General features: G+C 32.1%; 21 protein-coding genes and 1 pseudogene. 6 read left to right on the top strand and 16 right to left on the bottom strand.

What is annotated here, in order from left to right:
• From HM985_RS17305 to HM985_RS12435, 5 genes and pseudogenes are all read right to left on the bottom strand, one after another.
• A pseudogene (locus HM985_RS17305) lies at positions 1–106 on the bottom strand (N-acetylmuramic acid 6-phosphate etherase); the annotation flags it as partial.
• Between the two features lie 97 nt (positions 107–203).
• Entirely contained in the window at positions 204–911 is a 708-nt protein-coding gene (locus HM985_RS12450) for a DUF4369 domain-containing protein (protein WP_179376570.1), read from the bottom strand.
• 55 nt (positions 912–966) lie between these two features.
• A complete protein-coding gene (locus HM985_RS12445) occupies positions 967–2277 on the bottom strand; it encodes a DUF819 family protein (protein WP_179376569.1) in 1311 nt (436 codons plus the stop codon).
• 408 nt (positions 2278–2685) lie between these two features.
• Positions 2686–3612, bottom strand: coding sequence for an alpha/beta hydrolase family protein (locus HM985_RS12440; protein WP_179376568.1), 927 nt, complete (start codon positions 3610–3612; stop codon positions 2686–2688).
• A 407-nt stretch (positions 3613–4019) separates the two neighbouring features.
• Positions 4020–4622, bottom strand: coding sequence for an alpha-ketoglutarate-dependent dioxygenase AlkB family protein (locus tag HM985_RS12435; RefSeq protein WP_179376567.1), 603 nt, complete (start codon positions 4620–4622; stop codon positions 4020–4022).
• 32 nt (positions 4623–4654) lie between these two features.
• Between HM985_RS12435 and HM985_RS12430 the strand changes: the two genes are divergently transcribed.
• The gene (locus tag HM985_RS12430) at positions 4655–5335 is read left to right on the top strand and encodes a M15 family metallopeptidase (RefSeq protein ID WP_179376566.1); all 681 of its coding nucleotides are present in this window, start codon (positions 4655–4657) and stop codon (positions 5333–5335) included.
• Between the two features lies 1 nt (position 5336).
• Here the strand turns inward: HM985_RS12430 and HM985_RS12425 are convergent, their stop codons facing one another.
• From HM985_RS12425 to HM985_RS12410, 4 genes are read right to left on the bottom strand one after another with little or no spacing between them, the layout of a single operon-like run.
• Positions 5337–6512, bottom strand: coding sequence for an MFS transporter (locus HM985_RS12425; RefSeq protein WP_179376565.1), 1176 nt, complete (start codon positions 6510–6512; stop codon positions 5337–5339).
• Positions 6513–6519: 7 nt separating this feature from the next.
• Positions 6520–6876 carry a DoxX family protein gene (locus tag HM985_RS12420; RefSeq protein WP_179376564.1) on the bottom strand — a complete coding sequence of 119 codons (357 nt, stop codon included), beginning with the start codon at positions 6874–6876 and terminating at the stop codon, positions 6520–6522.
• Positions 6869–7846 carry a hypothetical protein gene (locus HM985_RS12415; protein ID WP_179376563.1) on the bottom strand — a complete coding sequence of 326 codons (978 nt, stop codon included), beginning with the start codon at positions 7844–7846 and terminating at the stop codon, positions 6869–6871. The genes HM985_RS12420 and HM985_RS12415 overlap by 8 nt, the downstream gene beginning before the upstream one ends.
• 44 nt (positions 7847–7890) lie before the next feature.
• Positions 7891–9207: a hypothetical protein gene (locus HM985_RS12410; RefSeq protein ID WP_179376562.1), complete on the bottom strand. Its 1317-nt coding sequence runs from the start codon at positions 9205–9207 to the stop codon at positions 7891–7893.
• Between the two features lie 129 nt (positions 9208–9336).
• On the opposite strand from HM985_RS12410, the gene HM985_RS12405 reads away from it, so the two are divergent.
• The 4 genes from HM985_RS12405 to HM985_RS12390 are packed head-to-tail and all read left to right on the top strand — an operon-like array spanning position 9337 to position 12188.
• A complete protein-coding gene (locus HM985_RS12405; protein ID WP_179376561.1) occupies positions 9337–9882 on the top strand; it encodes an RNA polymerase sigma factor in 546 nt (181 codons plus the stop codon).
• Positions 9866–10387, top strand: coding sequence for a hypothetical protein (locus HM985_RS12400; RefSeq protein ID WP_179376560.1), 522 nt, complete (start codon positions 9866–9868; stop codon positions 10385–10387). Before HM985_RS12405 ends, HM985_RS12400 begins: the two co-directional genes overlap by 17 nt.
• Entirely contained in the window at positions 10371–11546 is a 1176-nt protein-coding gene (locus HM985_RS12395) for a hypothetical protein (protein WP_179376559.1), read from the top strand. Before HM985_RS12400 ends, HM985_RS12395 begins: the two co-directional genes overlap by 17 nt.
• Positions 11547–11549: 3 nt before the next feature.
• Positions 11550–12188, top strand: coding sequence for a hypothetical protein (locus HM985_RS12390; RefSeq protein WP_179376558.1), 639 nt, complete (start codon positions 11550–11552; stop codon positions 12186–12188).
• Positions 12189–12456: 268 nt separating this feature from the next.
• Here the strand turns inward: HM985_RS12390 and HM985_RS12385 are convergent, their stop codons facing one another.
• The 3 genes from HM985_RS12385 to HM985_RS12375 form a co-directional block, all read right to left on the bottom strand.
• Complete coding sequence (locus HM985_RS12385) at positions 12457–13692, bottom strand: DEAD/DEAH box helicase (protein WP_179376557.1); 1236 nt, start codon at positions 13690–13692, stop codon at positions 12457–12459.
• Between the two features lie 193 nt (positions 13693–13885).
• Positions 13886–14842, bottom strand: a complete 957-nt coding sequence (gene rlmF, locus HM985_RS12380) for a 23S rRNA (adenine(1618)-N(6))-methyltransferase RlmF (protein WP_179376556.1) — start codon at positions 14840–14842, stop codon at positions 13886–13888.
• Positions 14843–15027: 185 nt separating this feature from the next.
• Positions 15028–18480, bottom strand: a complete 3453-nt coding sequence (locus tag HM985_RS12375; protein ID WP_179376555.1) for a pyruvate carboxylase — start codon at positions 18478–18480, stop codon at positions 15028–15030.
• Between the two features lie 281 nt (positions 18481–18761).
• Between HM985_RS12375 and HM985_RS12370 the strand changes: the two genes are divergently transcribed.
• A complete protein-coding gene (locus tag HM985_RS12370; protein WP_179376554.1) occupies positions 18762–21680 on the top strand; it encodes a beta strand repeat-containing protein in 2919 nt (972 codons plus the stop codon).
• Positions 21681–21742: 62 nt separating this feature from the next.
• Here the strand turns inward: HM985_RS12370 and HM985_RS12365 are convergent, their stop codons facing one another.
• From HM985_RS12365 to htpG, 4 genes are all read right to left on the bottom strand, one after another.
• Positions 21743–22288, bottom strand: a complete 546-nt coding sequence (locus HM985_RS12365; RefSeq protein WP_179376553.1) for a hypothetical protein — start codon at positions 22286–22288, stop codon at positions 21743–21745.
• Positions 22289–22334: 46 nt separating this feature from the next.
• Complete coding sequence (locus HM985_RS12360) at positions 22335–23336, bottom strand: transglutaminase domain-containing protein (RefSeq protein ID WP_179376552.1); 1002 nt, start codon at positions 23334–23336, stop codon at positions 22335–22337.
• An 11-nt stretch (positions 23337–23347) separates the two neighbouring features.
• Positions 23348–24025, bottom strand: coding sequence for a carboxypeptidase-like regulatory domain-containing protein (locus tag HM985_RS12355; protein ID WP_246285006.1), 678 nt, complete (start codon positions 24023–24025; stop codon positions 23348–23350).
• A gap of 210 nt (positions 24026–24235) precedes the next feature.
• A complete protein-coding gene (htpG, locus tag HM985_RS12350; RefSeq protein WP_179376551.1) occupies positions 24236–26149 on the bottom strand; it encodes a molecular chaperone HtpG in 1914 nt (637 codons plus the stop codon).
• Positions 26150–26323 lie beyond the last annotated feature (174 nt).

Here is a 26323-nt window from a genome sequence, read left to right as displayed (position 1 = left end):
CCTTTCCTAATTGAATCATTACTGTTGTAGTAATCATATTAAGAACTAATTTTTGAGCCGTACCAGCTTTCATTCTTAAGAATTCTGGGCCTATTATAACTTCGATAATTGTTTTTTCTATTGCATAAGATAGTTTAAAAAAAAACCAATCATTAATTTATGATTGGTTTTGTAAGGTGAATGTTAGGATAACAAGAATCTGATTAATCTGACGATTTTCTTTTCAGAATGGCATCATTTAGTTTTTTACCGTATAATGAATTTTTAATGTCAGGATCTAAATTGTTATAAATTGAATCAATATAGATGGGGTTAGCATTTCTAGTTTCGTATAATCCTAGATAAGGGGCTATTTCGTTATCCTTGTTATTCATTGCGAATTGTATCGTATAAGCATATTTTCGTTTTATGAGCTTATCAGAAATAAGATTTAAAGAATCTAACGCTATGCTATCATTTTCTTTTTGTGCTAGAAAACGAGCCTCAATAATATCTAAATTGCGGGAATTATACTTCGTCATAACATTCAAATATTCTTCTAAGAGATCTTGTTGTTTTGATCCTTTAATTTCTGAATCATAATTAAAAGTCTTTAATGATGTTGATATTTCTGTAATACCTTCATCTGCAAAGAATGGAATATAATGTTCTTCTTTATCATTTTTAAAAAGTTTTAAATATAATAAAGTAGGTTCTTCAAGATCTGTTTGTAACGTAAACTCTGATTGGCCGTTTATTACAAGAGAATCTAAATTGATAATAGTTGAATCTCCATCTTTTTGAAGATAAACAATTCCTTTTTTCAATCCTTTTATATTTGCTTTAAGGGTAAAGTTAGAATTGTTGTTCTGGTTACAAGATGTCGCTATTGCTAGCACAATAATTAAGGATAAAATATTTTTTAATTTCATGATTTGTTAACGTAAAAAATTGGTTGGTAAATATCTAATAATAGTTTTAAATTAGCTAACTAATAGCTGCTATTTCCATTAAAATGGTACATCCTATGGCAGCGATTGTTCCTACAGCATAACCAAATACAGCTAATAAAACACCTACTGTTGCTAATGACGGGTGAAAAGCAGATGCTACAATAGGGGCAGAAGCTGCACCACCAACGTTAGCTTGGCTACCTACTGCTAAAAAGAAGTAAGGAGCTTTTATTAACTTAGCAACAACTATTAATAATATGGCATGAATAGTCATCCAAATGACGCCTATAGCAATTAAACCTAGATTATCAAAAATCATCGTTAAATCCATTTTCATTCCAATACTAGCAACTAGTATATATATGAAAACACTACCAAATTTACTAGCGCCCGCTCCCTCATAGTTTTTGGCTTTTGTATTTGATAATATAATGGCTATAATTGTAGCTATACTAATCATCCAGAAGAATTTAGAACCTAAAAAGGTGAATATATTGCGTGTTGTAGGGGATTCTATACTTGCAACTATGCTTTCAAAGAATGGAGCTAAGTAGTTAGCACTAAAATGCGCTATACTTACTGTCCCGAATGCAATGGCACAAATCACCATTATATCGGTTAGTGAGGGGTTTCGTTTTACTTTTTCAGAAAAAGTAGACATTTTTTGCTTTAATGCTTCGATCGAAGAAGTATCAGCATTCAACCACTTATTAATTCTATTTCGCTTACCAATTCCAATTAATATGATAGCCATCCAAATATTGGCAACAACAATATCTACAAATACCATTCCTCCATATTTAGCTTGATTATAACCAAAGATTTCTAACATTGCGGTTTGATTAGCACCTCCACCTATCCAGCTTCCGGCTAAGGTTGAGAGTCCTCTCCAAACGGCATTTGGACCTACACCCCCTACAGTTTCAGGTGAAACGCTAGCAATTAATATAATAGCTATTGGTCCTCCAATTATAATACCGATAGTTCCTGTAAAGAACATAACTAATGCTTTCCAACCTAAGTTGAAAACAGCTTTTAAATCAATACTCAAAGTCATTAGCACCAGTGCTGCTGGCAATAAATAGCGACTTGAGACATAATATAAGCTTGAACTGTGTTCTGTTATTACACCTGTTTCAGAAAGTGTAGTCCATTCTGGTGATATTAAACCTGTAGTTGTTAATAAAGCAGGTAGCATGTAAGCCATGAATAAACCTGGAACTATTTTATAAAACTTGGGCCAAAATCCTGTTTTTATAGATTCTGTGATAAACACAAAACCTAAGGCCAGCATTAATAGTCCAAACACAATAGTATCATCAGTAAAAATAGGCGTGTTATCCATAAAAAAATAGTTTGATTAGAGGACGCAAAATACAAAAATTAAAACCTAAAAAAGTGACCGTTTATGATCACTTTATTATTAAAATGATAACGGTAGTATTGACAATTAAAAAGAAGGTGAATAAGAAAAACAAGAGTGATTATAAATAAATATTCTGCGTCTTTAATAAATTTTAAATTTAATTAATGTTTTGAAAATAGACTTTGGCACGTCGTTTGCTTAATATTATGTGTAATACATAATAGTATAGTTACCATAGTATAAGGATACTATAGTAATTTAAGTATTACATTGGTTGGTTAGTTAGAAAAAGCATCTCGTGGTTGGGATGCTTTTCATTTTAATTAATTTAGTATAAGTAAAACAGCATAATAATGATGCTTTTATATGTTTTGGATAATAGAACTATTAGTGTAACATAAAATTAGTAATACTTTTAATCAGTAGTGGAGAAATAGTTCTGAAGGATTCATTATATGATTTTGAATTTTCTAAATCATCACCTTCTATTTCAAATAAAACATGATTCATGTTTTCTATAATTATCAGTTCGGCATTAGCATTAGATTCTTTTAAAAGTTGAGCTTCAGCTTCAGATACCTGAAGATCTTTTGTTCCATTAATGATCAAAATTGGCATTTTTAAGTTTTTAATAATCTCAATAGGATAGTAAGACATCCAATTCATCATAAAAGGTTGTAGGTCAGCATTAAATATTGAAGCTAAAGCTATAGGGAAGTCCGTAGTTGTCTGGCCTGCTTTTAAACTGGTAACAACGCGCTTAGTGTCTTCACTAAACATTGGTGCTGTTTTATCAATCTGTTCAATTAAAACATCGCCAATATTATTTCCTGCGCCTGCTAATGAAATAAATCCATCAGCTTTGTCTTTAGCAGATACCATGCCGACTAGGCTTCCTTGACTATGACCAATGATATAAATGTTTTTATAATCATTACTTTTTTTAAAATAATCTAAAACATCTGAAGCATCGGCAATGAAGTCGTCAAACATCATATTCTTATCAACGTTCTTTTGACGAATTTGCTTTACAACACGCTTATCGTATCTAAAAGTGGCAATACCATTATCTGTAAGTCCTTCAGCTAGTTTTTTTATAGAGTTATTTTTTAAAAAGTTTTGATTACCATTTCTATTTGTCGGACCAGAACCTGCAATAATAATAGCTAATGATGGTTTTTTAGTCTCAATTGGCATCAACAATGTACCATCTATCCATTGAGATATTGATAATTCTTTTTCTGTATATGTTTTTTCTTGACTAAAGCTAGTGAAGGTCACTAAACTTAGAATAATAATAAAATAAGGTTTCATATAAGATGATTTTAATTGCCTATAAATTTACTCCATATAAGTTAAAATATAAGTTTTCATAGCTGTTTTATATGAATTATAATAGATTCAACAAAATATAAAGTGTAATTTAAGAGTGTTTTTGGTCGATTAAAAACACAGCTTTATCGATAAATGTTAAAATTAAGTGTATTTAATCGATTAAATATGGTTTTAAGCGTGGTATTTGAAAATGAATTTTATATTTGAACCGTACTAAAATCTAGTTTTAGTTCAATGGATTAATTAATTAATATTTGCCTTGTGTTGCGTCGAATTAGAGACCCTGAATCTACCAGCAGAAAATAAAGCAAATAAACGAAAACCGAGATTGAGGGATCTCGGTTTTTTGTTTTTAATAGGTTTTAACCTATTGTTCTAATTTAGATTTAGCTTATTAGCGTCCTAAAGGTAACATTAATTCTCTCGTCAATTTTCTTTTTAGTTTTGGCAATTTGATGTTTCCAATGTTCTTGCATTTCTCCCTTCATAATTAATACACTTCCATGTTTCAAAATAAGTTTATAACGTTGGTCTTTTAAATTGTTGTGTTTAAAATGAAATGTGCGTGGTTGTCCAAAACTTACTGATGCAATTATGGGGTGTAAACCTAATTCTTTTTCGTTATCAGAATGCCATCCATTACTGTCGTTACCATCTCTATACAAATTTATTAAAGCGGTATTAAAATTATTATCAGAAATGTATTCAATCTTATTTTTTATAGTTAGAAGTGTTTCTGTAAATTGGTTTGGATGCATTGTAATATTAGAGTAGCTATATGGAAGGTTAGTTTCACTAAAAAGAGCAGTTAATCTTGGTTGCTTATATGTTTTACCGAATATTGTAATATCATCATGTTGCCATTCCGTTTCTTGTCTAATATTTTTAAGAAACGTATTAGATTCTTTTTTAGAGAAATAGTTAGGAATATAGATTAATTCTGCATTTGGGAGTTTAAAATGTTGTTTCTCTTCGGGAAATAGATCCATAGTTTTATTTTTGACTAAATTAATACTTCATTATGAATTATAAAACGCTCTTATATATAGGAAGTTTATGCCTTCTTTCATTTGGTCTTCAAGAAAAGCAAACTTTACCAGAAGGATTTGTGTACGTAAAGTCGGTAATTACTGATTTGGATGTGGAATTACGTTATTTTACGACCAATAATTTTGTTGGAGATACAATTGAAGGGTATAAAACGAATCGGTTAATTTTAACTAAAGCAACGGCTGATAAATTAAAGTTAGTACAAGATGATTTACAAGAACAAAATCTTTGTCTTAAAGTTTATGATGGTTATCGCCCACAACGTGCTGTAAATAATTTTATCCGTTGGGCTCATGATTTAAATGATACCATTAAAAAATCTCAATTTTATCCTGAAGTTAAAAAACGAAATTTATTTAATGCTGGTTACATTGCTTCTAGATCTGGGCACAGTAGAGGCAGTACCATAGATTTAACTATTATTGATGGGCAAACAGGAGAACCTTTAGATATGGGAAGTCCATTTGATTATTTTGGAAAAGAATCTTGGATCGCTCACGAACCTTTAACGGATTTACAAAAACAAAACCGTCAATTATTACAAACTGTAATGTTGAAACATAATTTTAGAAACTACTCTAAAGAATGGTGGCATTTTACGTTACGTTGGGAACCTTTTCCTAAAACTTATTTTGATTTTGAGATTAAATAATTTAAGTTTTCTTTAAATGAAGTAGCCCTATAATGGGGCCTATTGCTAAAATAATAAAAGCATATGGCGCAATAGTGTCATCCGTTATTAAATAGTTTAACAATTGAATGCTTACAATGGTTAAACTATAGCCTATAGAATTTACAATAGTTAATGCTGTTCCTATAGATTGTACTTCACAATTTTGTGCAACCATAGTAGAAAATAAAGGTGAATCTGCAATTACCGCCATTCCCCAAATTATAAGAAAAATAATAAATAGCGGTGTAGCGCTAACTAAAAAGAAAATAGGCGACAAAAAGCAGCATACTCCAGAAATAGTTAAGGCCCAAATAGCTGTTTTTTTAACACCGAATCTGTTAGATATAAAACCACCTAAAACACAAGATATACTTCCTGAGGCTATGATGATAAATGAAAATAAAGGAATATTTAAGGTTACACTATGAAATTCTTGATGCATCATTAATAATATAGGTACAAACGTCCAGAAGGCATACAGTTCCCACATATGCCCAAAATAGCCGAATGCAGCTGAACGAAAATTCGATTTTTTAAAAACATCTAAAATTTTAGAAACATCAAACTTATCAGCCAGTTTTTGATAAGGTCCATTAGGAACGAAAATTAAAACAAGAAATCCTCCAATCAATGCTAAGATTGATGTGGTAAAAATTACAGCCTCCCATTTAATATTAAATCCGAAAGATTGAATCAAATAGGGGAAAGCAGTCCCTAATACTAAGGCCGCAATTAAAAAACTAAGAGATTTACCTAATCCTTTTTCAAAATGATCTGCTGCAATTTTCATTCCTACAGGATAAATTCCTGCTAAACTAAACCCAGTTAAAAATCTAAAAAAAAGTAATGTAGATATTGTATTGTTAGAATAGAGTATTCCTAAATTAAAAATAGCTCCAAAAACTGCACAAATGAAAAATACTTTTGATGGTGAAAAGCGATCGCTTAGTGTAAGAATCGCAAAAGTGAAAGTTCCTATTATAAAACCAAATTGGACAGATGAACTAATATACCCGAGTGATTCCGTACTTAAATTAAAAAATAAAACTAAATCATCAATAATAGAATTCCCGGCAAACCAAAGAGAAGTACAACAAAATTGAGAAAAAATAATTATGGGTAAAATCCATTTACTAGAATTTGTTTTAGTTTTCAAAATAAGATTAGTTTAAATAAATCCAAGCCCAATACATCAATCCAAATTGTAGTGGTATGCGTAAAATTAAAACCCATTTAGGGACCCCTGCAGCTGCTTTTTCACTAGAAAGCATATAGAAATGTACCAATAGAAATACGGCTAACATGGCTATAATACCATAAATTGAAAGATTTTTAAGCATTGGTATACACAAGCCAATTCCTAAAATAATTTCTGCCAAACCACTTAAGTAAACCAAAGCTTGGTGATTAGGTAAGTAATTTGGCATAATACGCATGTAGGTTTTTGGCTTTATAAAATGCATTATTCCTGCAATAAAATACAGAACAGCCATGATGTATAGTCCTATAGGTTCATTCATCTTTATACGTTTTATAGGTTAAACCAATGCCATAGTTAAATAGATTTTTATCTAATAAACTAGACGTAAATTGATTTCCTTTATCAAATTTCACCCAATTATTTCCGCTAATAAACACGCGTTTTACAAAAGTGTTCTTTGTTTCAATTTTATCTGTAAAGGGTAGCAATGGTCTAAAGTTGGTTGGTATTTTTATAACACCTTCAGATTTAGAAATGATTTCTTTATATTTTTTATTGGGAAGTAATTTGCCATCCTTATTTGTGTAGCCTAAAACTTGTAATGACACAAAAAAACCATTTTCAGGAATAAGTATATCATAATCATCAACATTTAATACATGAAAATCTCCATCTTTTTCCGTTGCTCTAAATACAGTCGTTTCGTAAGTTAAAACCTTACCAGGTTTTCCATTATCATTATCGTAAAATTTCACTTTAAATAAAGTAGAGAACTTTTTCTTTTCACTATTAGATTTATGTCGCTTATTCCAATCTTTAGATTCTAATGCTATAGGGAATAATACTTCTGAAAGTTTTTGATCTTTAGAAGTCGTTTTTGGAAAAAACACAGCAATCTCAGACTCTATCGTTGGTAACCAACATTTATAATAATCGTCGTCTAAATAAGGTTTTAATTTTTCTTCTTTAAATTTTCGATTTATTTTATTGTCAATCATAACGGCATCTAGTTGATGCGCTTGTGGCTGCATTAATAATAGAGAAGGTAAATCTTTGGTTGCTATATTTAAATCTTTAAACCCAAGTGCGGATATAAAAAGAGAGTCGATATCTGGATATAATTTTTGTGTAAAAATAAATTTCCCCTGATCATCGGCAAAAAGACCATTACCATTGCCAAAAGAAATGGTGGCGTAACTGACAGGGTAAGATGTGATATTGTCTTTAATAGTTGTTTGTGAAAATGTAATTTGACTAATAAACAAGAAAATAAATAAAATTTTATGCATGGTTAAGTGTATAGATTTTAAAGATACATTATTTAGACTGTATGCTAATTTGGATAATACCAAAATGGTATAGAAGCTTCAATTTTAGATATGGTATCCGATTCTTTTAGTTCTCTTCGTTTTACATAAAGCATGTGTTTACCTTCTTCTATGTTTTTAATACCTATATAAGTTTCAAACCCGTTTTGTTTTTTTATAGTTCTACCGAGTAAAAATTCGGTTTTATATAATGTGGAATCAATTTCAACAGAATAAAGTGAATTGAATGTAGCTAAATAGTCGTTTTTTAATGCATTAGTATTGGAGTCATAATTGATTGTGCTGATTTCTGATGTAATACCTCTAGCATCTTCATCAACTTTTAAACTTGGGTTGAAGAGGTAAATTTCATCCTCTATATATTTATCAAAAGCTATAAATACTTTGACGTACGGATCGCTTATAACTTTACTATTGATAGCAATGTTTTTTATAAAATCAGATTCCTCAACTAACATATCTTCGTAATTTAAAGAATTAGAAATATTATTACTCGAGTCCTCAATAAAATTAAAATAGTTAGATTGATTGTAATATAAAGAAGTCATCCATATCAATAAAATATAAATAGGAACTAAAAAGAGACTCAGGCGTTTTCCAAATTTATTGTCTAAAAAATTATAAATTAATGGTCGGTATAAAAAGGAAAGTGTGATAATGCTAAAAACCCAGTAAAAAGGAAAATAGACTTTGCTAAGCCATTTTTTCTTTTTTAAATAACCGAGAGTAATAAAGTCGATAAAAGTTAGTAGCATACCAATAACTACAAATGCTAAAAGGATAATGCCAACGTACGTAGAAAAATCACGAAAGGTATGACCATTTAAAAATACAGAAACTATTGTAGCAATTGACCCAATGATTAGAACAAGAGCGAGTAAATAAAAGATGAGTAAAAACGTGATTGCGAAAATGATGCTACAGTAGTCTTCTAATCTTGCAATATACCTATCAAAAGAGCCTACTTTTATTTTTAGATAGTTGCTAAATCGTTTGGTGTAATTTAAGGTGTCGTATTCAATGTCGCCAGAAACATACCGTAATCCTAAGGCACCAATCCATAAGCCTCGTAAAAGTACGTGGAGAAGTAAGTTGAAAATTAATATGGAACATGCAGAAAGTGCAAGAATTAAAATCAGCGTAAAAAACAGATTATTATCGTTTTGAGACTGGTGATAGGCCATTTTTAGTTCTAAAGCAGGATAGGCTGAGAATAATCCAAAAATAGCAAAACCAGAAATCAGCAATTCTAATTGCCAGCTTTCTTCTTGTAATCGATCTAATAATTTTTTAAACGCAGGTTTCTTGTAATCGTCGCTCATCTTTATATTGGGTAGATTGAAATTCAGGTTAAAATTAGGCATATTCAATTAAAATCAATCTTTTTTATCCTATTTTGAAACTCTTTCCAAATTCCATCGTTTTTAATTATAGAATAGCTAACCAACCCAATGCACAAAGACACTCAACTTATTAAGCTTTGTAAAAAAAGAAATGAAGTTGCACAAATGCAAGTTTATGATACCTATGCGCAAGCGATGTTTACCATTGCTTGTCGTTATCTCAATGATGAAGAAGATGCAAAGGATGCCATGCAAGAAGGGTTTTTAAAAGCCTTTACAAATATTGAAAAATATCAGGCAGAAGCTACGTTTGGTGTTTGGTTAAAACGAATTATCATCAATCAATGTTTAGATGTTTTAAAGAAAAATAAGTTAGAGTTTAGTGCTGTAGAGGTTACCGAATTACAGATTATAAACGAAGACGATTGGCATTTTGATAGCAGTATTACGAAGGAAGAAATTCTGTTAGCCGTTAACGAACTTAATGAAAAACATAAAATAGTCGTGAAGCTCTATTTGTTGGAAGGCTACGATCACGAAGAAATTTCAGACATATTAGAAATCCCTGTAAAAACATCTCGAACACATCTAAGACGTGGGAAATTAAAATTACAAGACCTTTTAAAACAAAAGTATAATGAAGCAAGATATTAGAAGCCTATTTAACGAGGAAGACGATTTAAAAACGCTTCCGGAAAACCATAGAACAGAATTTAGAGAAAGACTCAAAAAGCAATCCGAACCAAAACGAAGTCCTTATGCATGGTTAAGTGCAACAGCCATTTTAATTATTGCAGTAACGATTGGCTTTAATGTGATGCAAAAGGAAGCAAAACCAGAATTAAATAAAGAATCACCAATTATAGCGCAAGTAGAAGCTGTTGAAGCAGCTTATCTTAAAGATATTGAAACCGAATGGCAAAGTTTTATAGCTATCGCAGATGACGCCGTTTTGGTAGAACGCTTCAGAAAAAAACTGAAAGATTTAGATACCGATTACAAAGCTATTTCTGTTCAGTTTAAAGACGATGCTAATAACATTTTAGTTATTGAAGCACTCGTTGAAAATCTTCAAACGCGACTTCAAATTTTAAAAGACATACAAAATCACATTAAAATATTAAATCAAACAAACGAACATAATGAAAAAACCATTTAAAATTTTAATACTGTTGCTCATCACATCGGTATTAAGTCATGCTCAAAGTCATCGGATACTTAAAGAAAGTATTGCAGTAGATAAAAATACATCAATTGTGTTAAATTTTGAAAATATTTATGTCGCTCTAGAAGAATCTACAGATGGAAAAATTCACTTTGATTATGTCATGGAATTTGAAGGACATTCAAAAAAAGATATTCAGGAAAGACTTAAAGATGTTACGGCTGAGGTTTCAAATTTTGAGAATCACATCACACTTACAGCAAAAAGTAAAAGTCAAATGTCATTTGAATCGTATGAGTTTAAAAAAGAATATGGAATTACCTATAATGACGATTTTCTAAGTGAAAAGAAAGATTCTATAATCCGGAAATCAAAAGATTCTTTATTGAAAATTATTAGATATAACAACAGAGTAGCTAGGACCAATAATGGCTTGAAATATATCAATGAAAGATTTAAGAAAATTGATAAAGATGGAGGTTTAACTAATTTTAGAAAGGGAACGATGGACGTAATGCGCAGTGTTTTCGTAATCAAAATCCCGCCTTATGTGAAGTTAAATATCAACGGAAAAAATTCTGGCATACATTTTAGAAATAATACACAAAATGAAATTTCTTTAAAATTAAAATCAGGTACACTAAAGACAAAAGTCCTAATTAACACCTTTAATAATATAAGGATTGATGATGCCAATTTTGAAGCTGATGCCATTTCAGGTGGTGAGTACAAATTTAAAAATGTGAAAGACGGTAAAATAGGAAGTGTTCAAAATACTAAAATTACATCAGAATTCTCAAAGCTTGAAATAGGAGAAATTCAAAAGCATGTGACTATAACGGATTTTAATAGTGAGTATTATTTTTATAATTGGGCTAAAGATTTTAAGCGTTTTAATCTGTATTCAGAATATTCTAAGATACATTTCTTTTATCCCAAATTAGATTACAGTTTTAAAGTGATAGGGAATAACACTAAGAATTTTATTGACAAGTATACCATAGAGATGCAGCCTACCAAGAAAGGGGAGAAGTTTAATATGATGGAACGAAAATCACAAGGGAATGGTGAGTTTTCAGGTGAAATTTTCTTCGATATTATTCATGGTATTATCTATTCTTACGACGATTCATTCAAAAAAACAGACAATTAATTTATGAAGAGAATTCTAATTATGGCTGCTGCATTAAATTGTTTCAGCGGATTACTAGCACAACAAAAAGAAGCTGATTCTAAAACGGATTCAGATTTAAAAATGACAACTGAATATGCATCAGATATTGAAGAGGTAAGCGATCTTTTAAGTTTTGAAGGTATTGATTATATGAAATTGAAATTTTCAGGAGAAGACCTTATAGGAAAAAGTTACAAATTTACGGTAAAGGAAATTTGGGATGGTAAAATTGTATCTGACACCAATGTTATGGATAGCAGAAGTATTGGTGTTAAACAATTTGAAACGTTAAGTGATACGGTTTTAAAAATGAAAGTGATTTCTAAACATACAGATGACAATCAACTAAAAATGACCTTTAAATTCCCAAGATTTAGTGTCACTAAAAACTATGATGCTATGGATTATGAAAACTATAGTCTAAGAAATTTAGTAGATGAAAGCAATTTAGAAATAAGCTATAACAAGTCGTTTTATCTGTTAGCTTATATTTTACCTTACGAAAGAGAAGATGGTTTATTGTCTTGGTGTGATGTTGGAACTGCAGGCGCTGAAATTGAAAAATGGGGAAAGCAATTCGGGATTAAACATTATTTACTTTTCGAAATGAAGTTTGAGTAGTTCATTCTTTAAAGAAATAAAAAAGCACTTAAATTCACTAAGTGCTTTTGTCTATAATCTAATATCTAACGTCTAAAATCTCTCTTGCCAATGTTGGTGTTTTCACCAACGGTGATCTATTGCAAATTCAAATCCACAAGTTATTGGTGAAAAACACCAACAACGGCTCAGTTTGAGTAGTTCATTCTTTAAAGAAATAAAAAAGCACTTAAATTCACTAAGTGCTTTTGTCTATAATCTATTATCTAACGTCTAAAATCTCTAAAGATTAATACCAACGTTTCTTCTTCTTCTTAGAAGCTTCACTCTTACGACCTTTCTTATACTTACTGCCTTGTCTTTTATGCACAATAGGTTCCGCTTTCGGATCTAACGGATAAGGGTGTTCCGTTTCTACCGGAATCTGAACATTAATAGCTTGTTGTATCTTTTTTACATAATTTTTCTCATCGGCAGAACATAGGGAATAAGCGTTACCTGTGTGTCCGGCTCTACCAGTTCTACCAATTCTGTGAACATACGTTTCAGGAATACCTGGCATGTCAAAATTAAGAACGTTATCGAGTTCGTTAATATCAATACCACGTGCGGCAACATCTGTAGCAATTAGTATTTTAACGTAACCGTTTTTAAATTTATTTAAAGCGGTTTGTCTTTCGCTTTGAGGTTTATCACCATGAATACTATTTACAGAGAACCCATTTTTTAATAAGGTTTCTTCAAGCTTATCCACACCATTTCTAGTACGTCTAAAAATAAGAACGTTACCTTCAATAGTATTGCGCATTAAATGTAAACACAGTTCAATTTTATTTTGCTTAGGGACATAATACAACAGCTGACTTACATCTTTAGCGACAGATTTTGTTGGTGTCACATCGATACGTTCAGGATCTTTAAGCAACGTATTGGCTAAGTCTTCAATTTTATAAGGAATCGTTGCCGAGAATAATAAGGTTTGCTTTTCTTGAGGACAAAGACGTTCTATCTTTTTTACGTCATCAATAAAGCCCATGGCCAACATTAAATCGGCTTCATCCAAAACAAAGGTTTCAATGAAATCGAGATTAATATAATCTTGTTTGTGCAAATCGAGTAAACGACCAGGAGTGGCGACTAAAATATCAACACCTTTTTTTAATACATCTATTTGAGGTTCTATTGATGAACCACCAAAAACGACTAAAGACGTTAGATTAGTAAACTCAGCATAGGTTTTAAAATTCTTTTGAATTTGTATCGCTAATTCTCGTGTAGGACTTATTATCAACGCTCTTATTTTTTTACCTTTTTTAGGCGCATCTTGTTTATCGTACAATTTTTGCAAAATAGGTAAAGCAAAAGCAGCTGTTTTTCCTGTACCTGTTTGTGCAGATACAATAACATCTTTACCTTCCAAAATTGGTGGAATAGAACGTTGTTGTACCAAAGTAGGTTCTACATAACCAGAAGCTGCAACAGCTTTTTGAATGGGTTTTATAAGATGTAAGTCTTTAAATGACATAGGTATTGTGTTTGTTGTAAAGTTAGAATATTTGTTAATTCAAACTTTGATATAAAAATATTAAAATTACAAACCACGTCAGTTCGAGTGATTTGTGAAGTATGAGCAAATAGTATCGAGAACTATAAGGATTCAATTGCTTCTCGATACATTCCGATAAAAAAATCAGAACACTCGAAGTGACGAAATCGTTCTACCAACGTTCTTTTATCCAGTCGTTTTGTTCTTCTTCTGTTAAAAAAGTCCAAGCTATAAATCTACTGATTTTATGGCCTTGTCCCATTTCAATAGTTTTTACAACTGTCGCATTTACTTTTTCTAGAACTTTATAAGTTGGTTTTAGAGTGACTTCTTTCGAAATTAAACTAGTAAACCAAAAACATTGTTTGCCAAAATGCTTACTCTCATAAATCATGTCTTTTACAAAACGAGCTTCACCACCTTTGGTCCATAATTCGTTATGCTGTCCGCCAAAATTTAAAAGTGCTTTATTAGGGCGTTTCCCTTTGAGGTTCCTTTGTTTTTTTAAGCTTGCTTTTTGAGCATCTTCTGCTGAAGCATGAAATGGTGGATTACAAATAGAGAAATCTACTTTTTCTTCAGGTTTTAAAATGTCATAAAAAAAGTTGTTCGCTTTTTCTTGACGTCTAATTTCTAGAGTAGATCTTAAGTCATAATTTTTCTGCTCAATTTCTTTCGCAGATATAATAGCGGCTTCATCGGTATCACTTCCTATAAATGACCATCCATATTCATGATGACCAATAATAGGGTAAATACAATTGGCACCAACACCAATATCGATACCTTTAATATGATTTCCTTTAGGAATAACACTGCCTTCACCCTTTAAAAGGTCAGCAATATTATGAATGTAATCTGCTCTTCCTGGAATTGGTGGGCATAAATAGTGCTCAGGAATATCCCAGTAGTCTAATCCGTAATGGTGAATTAGTAAAGCCTTATTCAATGCTTTTACAGCAGCAGGATTAAAAAAATCGATAGAATCGTCACCGTATTTATTAGGTGCAACATAAGGACTTAATTTTGGTGAACTTTTTATAAGGGCATCAAAATTATAGCGTGATCTATGTTGATTTCTTGGGTGAAGTTCTGATTTTACTTCCGGATGCTGTTTTTTCTTTTCCAATTCTTAATAATTTAATAGGGACAAAGGTAATGGAAAACAAATTGGGTTATTAAGACCTAAGCCTAAATAACCCAATAAATTAAATAAATAATGATATTGTGATTAATCTACAGTTTTAAACCGTAGAACCTCATCACTATTTGTGCTTCACATTTTATGAGAAGCTAAGAGATTATAAGCTTTTATTATTCCATTGTTACGACCAAATCATCTTGTTTTACCATTTTTCCTTCAGATAAACTTACCGATTTAATTGTTCCAGATTTCTGGGCCGTTACTGTAGTTTCCATTTTCATGGCTTCAATAATAAACAAAGGATCATTTTCTTTTACAACAGAACCTTTCTTTACTAAAACCTTATATAACGAACCTTGCAGTGGTGCACCAATTTGATTGAAATCATTTGGGTCAATTTTAGTATTTTCTACTTTTGTAATGTTTAAAGTTGTATCAAATATTTCCACAAATCGATTTTCGCCATTCACTTTAAAGAAAACAGTTCGCATACCTTCACTATTAGGAATACTTACCGAAAGTAATTTTACAATAATGGTTTTTCCAGGTTCTAATGTAATGTTAGTTTCCTCTTGAAGTTTCATTCCAAAGAAGAAATCTTTAGTTGGTATGAGGGCTACATTGCCATAACGTTTGTAATTTTCGTGTGTTGTTTCAAAAACTTTTGGATACAGCATATATGATAAGAAATCTTCCATTTCAATAGGTCTTGTAAAACCTTGTTGGAATTTCTTTTTAAACGCAGCATATTCTTGAGTAAAATCTATAGGTTTTAAATGTGCATTTGGTCGTTCTGTATACGCGTCTCTATTTTTAAGGATAATTTTCTGAAGCTTTTTAGGAAAGCCTCCTGTTGGTTGACCTAAGTCTCCTTTAAAGAAATTAATAACAGACTCAGGAAATGAAATGCCTTCACCACGTTCCATAACATCTTCAGGTGTTAAATTATTGGTCACCATAAAAATCGCCATATCACCAACGACTTTAGAACTTGGGGTTACTTTGATGAGGTTACCAAACATCATATTAACTTGTGCGTACATTTTTTTTACCTCATCAAAGCGTTCTCCTAAACCTAAGGCAGTGGCTTGTGGGCGTAAGTTGGAATATTGACCTCCAGGAATTTCATGCTGATAAACCTCAGCGGTTCCTGCCTTTAATCCAGATTCAAAAGGATAATACATTTCACGTGTATCTTCCCAGTAGTTAGAAAACTGATTTAATGTTGGCATGTCAAAATCGTTGGCACGTTTTTGGCCTTTCATCATTTCTACAACCGCATTAAAATTAGGCTGAGACGTTAAACCAGATAATCCACCAAGTGCAACATCTACCACATCTACACCTGCTTCAATAGCTTTTAAATATGTGGCTGTTTGCAGAGAAGAAGTATCATGGGTATGCAATTGAATAGGAATGTTCACCGTATCCTTAAGCGCAGCAATCAATTCGGTAGCAGCGTAAGGTTTTAATAAGCCAGCCATATCTTTTATTGCTAACATATGAGCACCAGCATTTTCTAAATCTTTAGCCAGTTGTGTATAATATTTTAGATTGTATTTGGTTTGTTTTGGGTCTAAAATATCGCCAGTATAGCTAATGGCAGCTTGGGCAATTCCTCCAGTTTTTGTTCGGACATAATTAATGCTAGGCTCCATAGCTTCAACCCAATTGAGCGAGTCAAATATTCTAAAAACATCAACACCATTTTCCCAAGATTTTTCAACAAATTTTTCAATTAAATTGTCTGGATATGCTTTATAACCTACCGCATTAGACCCACGCAATAACATTTGAAACAAAATATTGGGTACTGCTTTACGCAATTCTCTTAAACGTGTCCATGGACTCTCGTGTAAAAAACGCATAGAAACATCAAAAGTAGCGCCTCCCCAAACTTCCATACTAAAGGTGTTTGGGTGGTTTTTAGCAAAACTTTCTGCTACTTTAAGCATATCGTAACTTCGCATACGTGTTGCTAAAAGTGATTGATGCGCATCACGCATGGTGGTATCCGTGTAGTGTATTTTAGAATCTTCTTTTAACCATTGGCAAAAGGCTTCTGGACCTAAATCTGTCAATAAATCTTTAGTCCCTTTAGGAAATGCATCCGCACGTTTAAATTTAGGAACTTTAGCAGTTCTGAAGACTTTAGTTTTGTCAATGTTTTTTACATCCGAATTACCATTAACAATGACTTCTGCAAGAAAGTTTACGGCTTTTGTAGTTCGATCTTGAGGTAGCTTAATTTCGAACAATTCAGGAGTATTCTGAATAAAGTTTACGGTCACTTTTCCTTCTTTAAAGGTGTCATGCTGAATAACATTTTGAAGGAAATGAATGTTGGTTTTTACACCTCTAATTCTAAATTCTTTTAAAGCACGAACCATTTTTCTAACCGCGCCATCAAGTGTTCTCCCTTGTGCAGAAACTTTTACTAACATAGAATCGAAAAAAGGACTCACTTTATAACCTTGATAAATACTACCCGCATCTAAACGGATTCCCATACCAGAAGCACTTCTGTAAGTGGTAATATTACCATAATCTGGTGTGAAATTATTTTCTGGATCTTCTGTTGTTAATCTACATTGTAGAGCAAAACCATTGGTTTTTATAGAGTCTTGCTCGTATATTTTTATTTGTTGATCTGATAGTTTATAACCCCCAGCAATAAATATTTGAGTTTTTACTAAGTCAATGCCTGTGACCATTTCGGTAACGGTATGCTCTACTTGAATTCGTGGATTGACTTCAATAAAATAAACATTTTCTTGTTCGTCTATTAAAAATTCTACAGTACCAATATTATTGTAATTAACTTCTGAAGTAATGGCAACGGCATACTTATACAAAGCGTCCTTTACGTTTTGAGAGATGTTAAATGAAGGCGCAATTTCTACCACTTTTTGATGGCGTCTTTGTACGGAACAATCACGTTCAAATAAATGACGAATATTGCCATGTCTATCTGCTACAATTTGTACTTCAATATGTTTAGGGTTTTCAACATATTTTTCTAAAAACATGGTGTCATCACCAAAAGCATTCAAAGCTTCATTTCTGGCAGAATCAAAGTTTTGCTCTAAATCTTTATCTGTTCTCACAACGCGCATCCCTCGACCTCCACCACCAGAAGCAGCTTTTAGCATTAAAGGATAACCTATGGAATTAGCTTCCGAAATTGCAATTTTTAAAGAGGTTAAGCTGTTTTTATTACTTTCTATAATAGGAACATTACATTTTACAGCAATTTTCTTAGCTGTGATTTTATCTCCCAAGGCATCCATAACTTCAGGGTCTGGACCTATAAAAATAATACCATTTTCCGCACAGCGTCTTGCAAATTCTGAATTTTCAGATAAGAAACCATAACCTGGGTGAATAGCATCAACCTTTTTTTCTTTAGCCAAAGCAACTAATTCTTCAATATCTAAATAAGGCTTTAAAGGATCATTATCTTCTCCAATTTGATACGATTCATCCGCTTTATTTCGGTGTTGCGAATAACGATCTTCATAAGTGTAAACTGCAACAGTAGCAATGTTTAATTCAGTACATGCTCTAAGCACACGTATTGCAATTTCACTTCGATTAGCAACTAATATTTTTTTTATTTTCATGATTAAATATCTGTTTGAATAGTGATTTTGTGATGCTTTAAAGTTAAGGAATTTATTAGGCAACTAATTATTAAATACAGATGATCTCAATTGAAAGTCATGGTTTTAACTTTTTATTAATACTTCACTTGTATGAATAGATTTTGAGTCTTTTTTTGAAATTACATATTGTTAACGAAATGTTAAATATCATGTTTTTTAAAACTCCCATTTGAGGTTTCTCGTAGGTGTTTGTATACCACCAAAAGGTGGTGCATTTAACTATTTAAAAACTAATCAACATGAAAAACAAAATTACTCTTGTTGTTGCTGTAGCAATGACATTCTTTACTTCAACAAATGCATTTGCGCAGTTAGTGACTAGCGGCGCAGATGACGGAACAGACGGAACATTGCGAAATGAAATCGCAGATACACCCAGCGGAGGTGTTATAACTTTTGATGCATCAGTGTTATCAGTGAGTTTAAATAGTGAACTATTAATTGATAAGGACTTAATAATTACTGGAACTCCTTCATCTATGGTAACTATAGATGCAAATAGCAACGGTAGAGTATTTAATATTACTGCAGGTGTGGTAGAATTAAATGATTTAATGTTAATTAATGGTATTGAAGTTGATGGTGGAGCTATTTATATAACAAACTCTAGTGTAACGATTAATAATTCAGCTATAATAGGAAATACAGCAAATGGAGCTTCAGGTTCTGGAGGAGGAATTTTTAATGCAATTGGTGGTGTTTTAGTCGTTAATAATTCTGAAATTTCAAATAATAGAGCAAATAGAGCAGGTGGTGGAATTGAAGATAATTCGGGTGAGGGATTAGCAATTACATTATTAAATGTTAACTTAAATAATAACAACGCAGGTGTGTCTCCTGCTATAGCAGCTCCAGGAAATGGTGGTGCATTACATATTACTGGTGCAGGAAGTACTTCTATAACTGGAGGAACCGTTACTGGAAATACAGCCGCAAAAGAAGGTGGTGGCTTATGGAATGGTAGTGGAGTTTTAGATGTGATTGATGTAACGATAATAGAAAACTCAGCTGTAGGTGATGCTACAGGTGGGGGAGGTATTTATAATAATGGTAACGGATCTATAAATATTTCAGCAGGAACAATATTATCAGGCAATATCGCTTCAGGAGCAACACCAGGTGGTCGTGGTGGTGCTATTTTTAATAATACAGATGGGGTTTTAAATCTAGCAAATGGATTGGCAATAACAGGAAACTACGCAAGTAGAGCAGGTGGTGCGATTGAAGATAGTTCTAATGGAACATTGATTTTATCGGGTGTAACACTTACAGGAAATGCTGCAGGTGTAGATATTGGTTTAGGGAATACAATTACGCCAAACCCAGGGAATGGTGGTGCTGTTCATTTATCAGGAACAACAAATGCAACGGTTTCTAGTTTTACAACAGTATCAAATAATTATGCGGCTAAAGAAGGTGGTGGCTTATGGAATAACCTAGGGACTATGGATGTAAGCTTTACCTTTTTAGATGCTAATATCGCTTCAGGTAATGATGCAGATGATGGTGGTGGAGCTATTTTTAATAACGGAGGAACTTTAGTTGTTGGTAATGCAGCAGCGATAACAAATAACATTGCAAATGGAACTTCTGGTTCTGGTGGTGGGATTTTAAGTACGGATGGTGCTGTTACAATTACAGATGCTGTTTTAGCTTTTAATCAATCTAACCGTGCAGGTGGAGCTATTGAAATTATTAACGGGGCTATAGATTTTTCAGGAAATTATAATGTTAGTGGTAATAATACAGGTGTTGCACCAGCAGTGGCTAGTCCAGGTAATGGTGGAGGACTTCACATTAGTGGTGCAGGAACTGCAACAATTATAGGTGGAACAATGAATGATAATATGGCTGCTAGAGAAGGTGGTGCATTATGGAATAGTACAGCTACAATGATTGTAGATGGTGTAACTATTACTGGAAATAGGGCTTTAGGTGATGGAGCAGATGATGGTGGTGCTGGAATCTTCAATAATGGCGGAACTTTAAATGTGATTAACGGAACTTTAATTTCAAATAATATAGCTTCAGGTGCTTCTGCATCTGGTGGTGGATTATTAAGTACAGCTGGGAATATAACAATTATGGATTCAACATTTGATAGTAATGCAGCAAATAGAGCAGGTGGTGCTATTGAACTGATTGATGGGAACTTGATGTTTTTAAATTCAACAATGTCTAATAATAATGTCGATGGATTAGCAGGAACTGCAGCGCCAGGAAATGGTGGTGGATTTCATGTTACAGGAATGTCTGGAACGGTTGTTATTTCTACAAGTACAATTACAGGAAATGCTGCTGCTAATGAAGGAGGTGGGCTATGGAATCAAGGAGGAACTACAATGTCAGTTTCTATGTCTACAATAGATAATAATACAGCTGCTGAAGGTGGTGGAATTTATAACAACACAGGATCAATGACGTCTGTAATGACGAGTACAATTTCAGGAAATACAGCTTCAGTTTCTGGTGGTGGATTAACAAATAATGGTGCAAGTTTAGATCTCAATGCGGTTACGGTTGCCATGAATTCAACTGATGGAATTGGTGGTGGTATCGATGCGGTTAACACGGTTTCTTTAAAGAATACAATTGTGGCTTTAAATACGGCAGTAACAGGAATGGATGTTTCTGGAATGTTTACCTCAAATGATTATAACTTAATAGGCTCTGATGATTTAGCTGTTTTTACAACGCAAATGAATGATTTAGAGGAAGTAGATCCATTATTGGGAGCTTTACAAGATAATGGTGGTGTGACATTAACACATCAATTATTAAGTAATTCTCCTGCTTTTGATGCGGGAGATGCAACAGATGTATTTGTAGATCAAATTGGTCAAGTTGTATTTGGCGGTTCTAGAGATATGGGATCTTTAGAAGCGCAATTGTCCTTATCAATTGATGATTTCAATGCAGCATCAGTTTTAAATATTTACCCAAATCCTTCAAAAGGTCAGTTTAATATTGTGATAGATAATGCAGTTTCTGGTGCTATAAATGCTCAAATTGTATCCTTATCTGGACGTTTAGTAAAAGACGTTCAATTAGGAAATGGAATCAATTCTATGGACATTAGAGGGATGTCTACTGGAGTTTATATCGTTAATGTATTTACAGAACAAGGAAGAGTATCACATAAGTTGATTTTGGATTAATAGTAATTACTTAATAATTAAAAAGACCATCGGAAGATGGTCTTTTTTTGTTTTTACTATTTTTATTTGAGAGCGAACCAAAACGGTAATACTTTTGTTTTAAGTTTTTGGAACGCTTCAGGTAAATCAGTTAAAGGTTCCGCGGTAAACGTGAAGGGTTGATCAGCTTCAAAATTCCAGTACGGTTCTTCTAATATACCATCCGTAGATTTTGTATGTGATTTTGGGAAGTTCGTCATAGAGAACTTTCCGTCATTATTCATATCGATACCAAAGACTTTTAAATCTTTTAAGGTTGAATACGTTAGACTCAGTTTTAAATGAAGCGATTTATGATCATCAGACTTATAGAATTCCTTCTCTTTTACGGAGAAGTTTTTAAGTTCAGAGCTCCATGACTGATTAGGGTGTACAAACTTTGACAGTTCATTTTGAATATTTAAACTATCACTTTCTGTTTTAATAAAAGTAACTAAGTTTTCTTGGCGGATTACAATCGTTTTTTCTTGAGGGTTTACGGTAACTGTTGTCTTTTCTGAAAGGATGTTACTTTGATGAACACCGAAAAAAGTACCTACTACAAAGAATAGTATTTTAATTTCTTCCATGGGCTAATTTAAATAAAACAATAAGATTACTGTTTGTTTCCAAAATTTAAATCACTTCGATAGTGTAGGTGGCAACAATATCATTCTTTATTTTTAGGTGAACGTCGTAGGAACCTTTATGTTTAAAATTGTATTTAAATGTTACAATTCCATTTTTGCTTATAACATCATAAATTTTATAAGGTATCTTTTTTGTTTTTATTATGCGAACTAATGAAATAGTATTCGTAGAAATGTCTTTTAATGATTTAAACTGAAAGGTGATGTCTTTATTCTTTGTAATTGTTGTATTCAATTTCTTAGGACCAATAGGAATTATTTTGTGCTCAAATGTTTCTCCATAAACTATGGGTTCAGCTACAAACTTCGTAGTTTTTAAAGTGTCATTAAGAAACCATTTTTTTTGAAGTGGAAAATGGTTTTTTGCAAATAAAACTGGATCAGTTAGAAAATAACCATCATTATAATCCGAAATAAAATAGCTTTTGTTAATCATATAACCACTAGACCAAGTGGCATCACATACATACCACTTGTTGTTTAATTTTACGGCATTCCAAGAATGGTTTAAGTTTTCCAGTTTTTCGACGTTAGTTTCAAAAGATCTGCCGTAGCCATCTACAATTATACATTCTATATCTGCAATAAAACATAATTCCTTAATAAGATACGCATAACCCGTACACATCGTTTTTTTCTGATTTAGTAGTTTTTTGAAGGCTATTTTCTTGTAGTAATTATTCCATTCTACATAACCTAAACTATCACTTTTAAATTTTTTCCGCGCTCTACTGACTTTATTATGCTGATTAGAATCTCCTTTAATATTGGTGCAAACCCAATTATAAATAGCTCTAAATTTTTCAACATCTGTGGTGAGATTGGTTGTTAATTTATGCGCTAAAAGAGATAGGTTTTCTATGCTATGACCTTCATATAATTTGGCTGTATTATCTGCTTTTGTAAAATCTATGTTTTTAAAATCTGATACTTGAGCGTTAGAACTATTAATGAGCACAGCTAAAAAGATGACGAACCAATTTTTCATAATATAAAATATTAGTCTCTTTTAGATTTGTAAATATCTTTGACAGCTATTTTACCCAAAATCATACAAGAATCAACTTTCATATCAATATTGAGTTCAATTTTTGAAGCTGAATTTTTATTTTCTATGACCACTTTTTGTGATTCAAAGCCAAGATAGCTAATGACTAAAACATCTCCTATTTTTAGTTTTTCAAGAAAGGTGAAATTTCCGTCAAAATCAGTAGCAATGCCAACTGTCGAACCTTGTAAAACCACATTTGCACCAGGAAGTGGTAAATCTCCCTCTGTTACATTACCTTTTATAATGATATTTTTTTCGAATTTATTGGCTTTAAGTTCAGATGTGTTTTGTTTTGGTTCAATCGTGTTCGTTGTGTCTTGTGCATGTGCGGTAAAGCTAGCGAGGAATGTTACACAAGCTAATCCTATGCCTCTTAAGAAACTTAATCGCTTATTATTTTTCGGTTTTTTATTGTATACGGTTAACTGATTTTTATTAAAATGACCACACGTATTTTGAGAGGACTTGTTTTTAAAGAAAACGATAATTTCTTCTGCATTCATTTGCGTAAAGTCTATGACTTCTTTTTCGCATGAGTTGCAAAAACCACCTTTCTCAGTTGGTGAAAATTGGTTAAAGTTTTCTGAACATGGTGTTTTAATGTCTAAGTTAAATTGATTCTTCATAATATAAAGTTTTAATGTTAGTGTACATCAAACTTAGGTATCAATTAAAAAACAGAAAACGAAGGTTTAGCTAACGCTTCTTTTCGATGAGTAAAATAGAGTTTTCAGTTAGTTTGTGGAAAATAAAAAACCACTTTGAATTAACAAAGTGGTTTCAAATAGAGGAGATTGCCACGTCCTGCGTCTTCGCAATGACGTTTCAAATATTACTTACTTCAATAATTCGTAGCTACGCTTAATAAAGTTCGTTAACTCTTCACCTTTTAAAAGGCCTTGAGATAAACGTGCTAAATCTAAACTTTGTGTAATTAAACGTTCTTTATTCTCTTTAGTTTCAGTTTCTAAAATTTCACTAACTAATGGAGAATTTGTATTAACGATAAGGTTATACATTTCTGGCATATTACCAAACATCTGCATTCCACCACCGCCACCAGTCTGCTGCATTTCTTTCATACGACGCATAAATTCTGGTTGTGTAATAATAAATGGAGAAGCATCACTATCCATAGCTTCTAATTGTACAGCAAACTTTTCAGAAGGTACAACTTCTTTTAAAAGTGTATCTAATTCTGTTTGTTGCTCTTCAGATAATTTAGAAATAGTAGTTTCATCTTTCTTGATTAAATTATCAATATGATCACCATCTACACGTGCAAAAGAAATATTTTCTTTAGTAGATTCTAATTTCTGAATTAAGTGAGGTACAATAGGTGAATCTAACATTAACACTTCATAACCTTTAGCTTTTGCAGCTTCAATATAACTGTGCTGTTGGTCTTTGTTAGAAGCATAAAGCAATACTAGCTTACCGTCTTTATCTGTTTGAGTTGCTTTTGTTTTGTTAAAAAGCTCTTCATAGGTATAATATTTACCATCAACGGTTGGGTACAATGCAAAGGCATCTGCTTTTTCGAAGAATTTATCTTCAGAAAGCATTCCGTATTCAATAACAAGTTTAATATCATCCCATTTAGCTTCAAAATCCTCACGGTTAGAGTTAAATAATGATTTCAACTTATCAGCGACTTTACGAGTGATGTAAGATGAAATTTTCTTCACAGCACCATCAGCTTGTAAATAAGAACGCGATACGTTTAATGGAATATCTGGAGAATCAATAACACCACGTAACATGGTTAAGAATTCAGGTACAATCCCTTCAACATTATCCGTTACATAAACTTGGTTTTGGTATAATTGAATCTTATCCTTCTGCATGTTCATGTCATTACCCATCTTAGGGAAATACAAGATACCTGTTAAGTTAAAAGGATAATCTACATTTAAATGGATATGAAATAGAGGCTCTTCAAATTGCATTGGGTACAATTCTCTGTAGAATCCTTTGTAATCTTCAGCTTCTAATTCAGTTGGTTGTTTTGTCCAAGCCGGATTAGGGTTGTTAATAATATTATCTACAGTAATCTGTTTGTGTGGTTCTGTAGTTTCTTTACCTTCTGCATCTGTAGTTGTTGCTGGTGTAAATTCTGGATCGTTTACTTCCTTTGTTCCAAATTTAATTGGAATAGGCATAAACTTATTATACTTATTCAATAACTCACTAATTCTATTGTCTTCTAAAAATTCAGTAGAGTCTTCAGCAATGTGAAGAATAATTTCTGTTCCTCTATCTGCTTTATCAGAAGGCTCTAGCGTAAATTCTGGAGACCCATCACATGTCCAATGTGCTGCATCTGCACCAGTATGTGATTTTGTGATGATTTCAACTTTTTCTGCTACCATAAAAGCAGAGTAAAAACCAAGACCAAAGTGTCCAATAATTCCTGAATCTTTAGCAGAATCTTTGTACTTATCTAAGAACTCTTCAGCACCAGAAAAAGCGACCTGGTTAATGTATTTTTCAACTTCTTCAGCAGACATCCCTAAACCTTGATCAATGATGTGAAGTTTTTTACCTTCCTTATCAATCTTTACTTCAATGATTGGATTTCCGTAATCAGATTTAGATTCACCTATGCTTGTAAGGTGTTTTAATTTTAGTGTGGCATCTGTACCATTACTAATAAGCTCACGTAAAAAGATTTCGTGATCACTGTATAAGAACTTTTTAATTAACGGAAAGATATTCTCTACCGATACATTAATACTTCCTTTTGTCATGATATATAGTTTTTTGTATTATTAATTTGAATAATAACTTACAGTCAAATAAAATACCAAGAAAATATTTGTGACAAGATGACATACAGAATAATATTGAAACAGCATGAAGTTCCTTTTAGTTAAAAAAACAGATTAAGCTATGCGTGCATAGCTAATGTAAGCACAACTAAA

The sequence above is a fragment of the Winogradskyella wichelsiae genome (genome assembly GCF_013403925.1).
Taxonomy (GTDB): Bacteria; Bacteroidota; Bacteroidia; order Flavobacteriales; family Flavobacteriaceae; genus Winogradskyella; species Winogradskyella wichelsiae.
The sequence above is the reverse complement of the archived record's forward strand: the minus strand, read 5'-3'. Positions and strand labels throughout refer to the sequence as shown.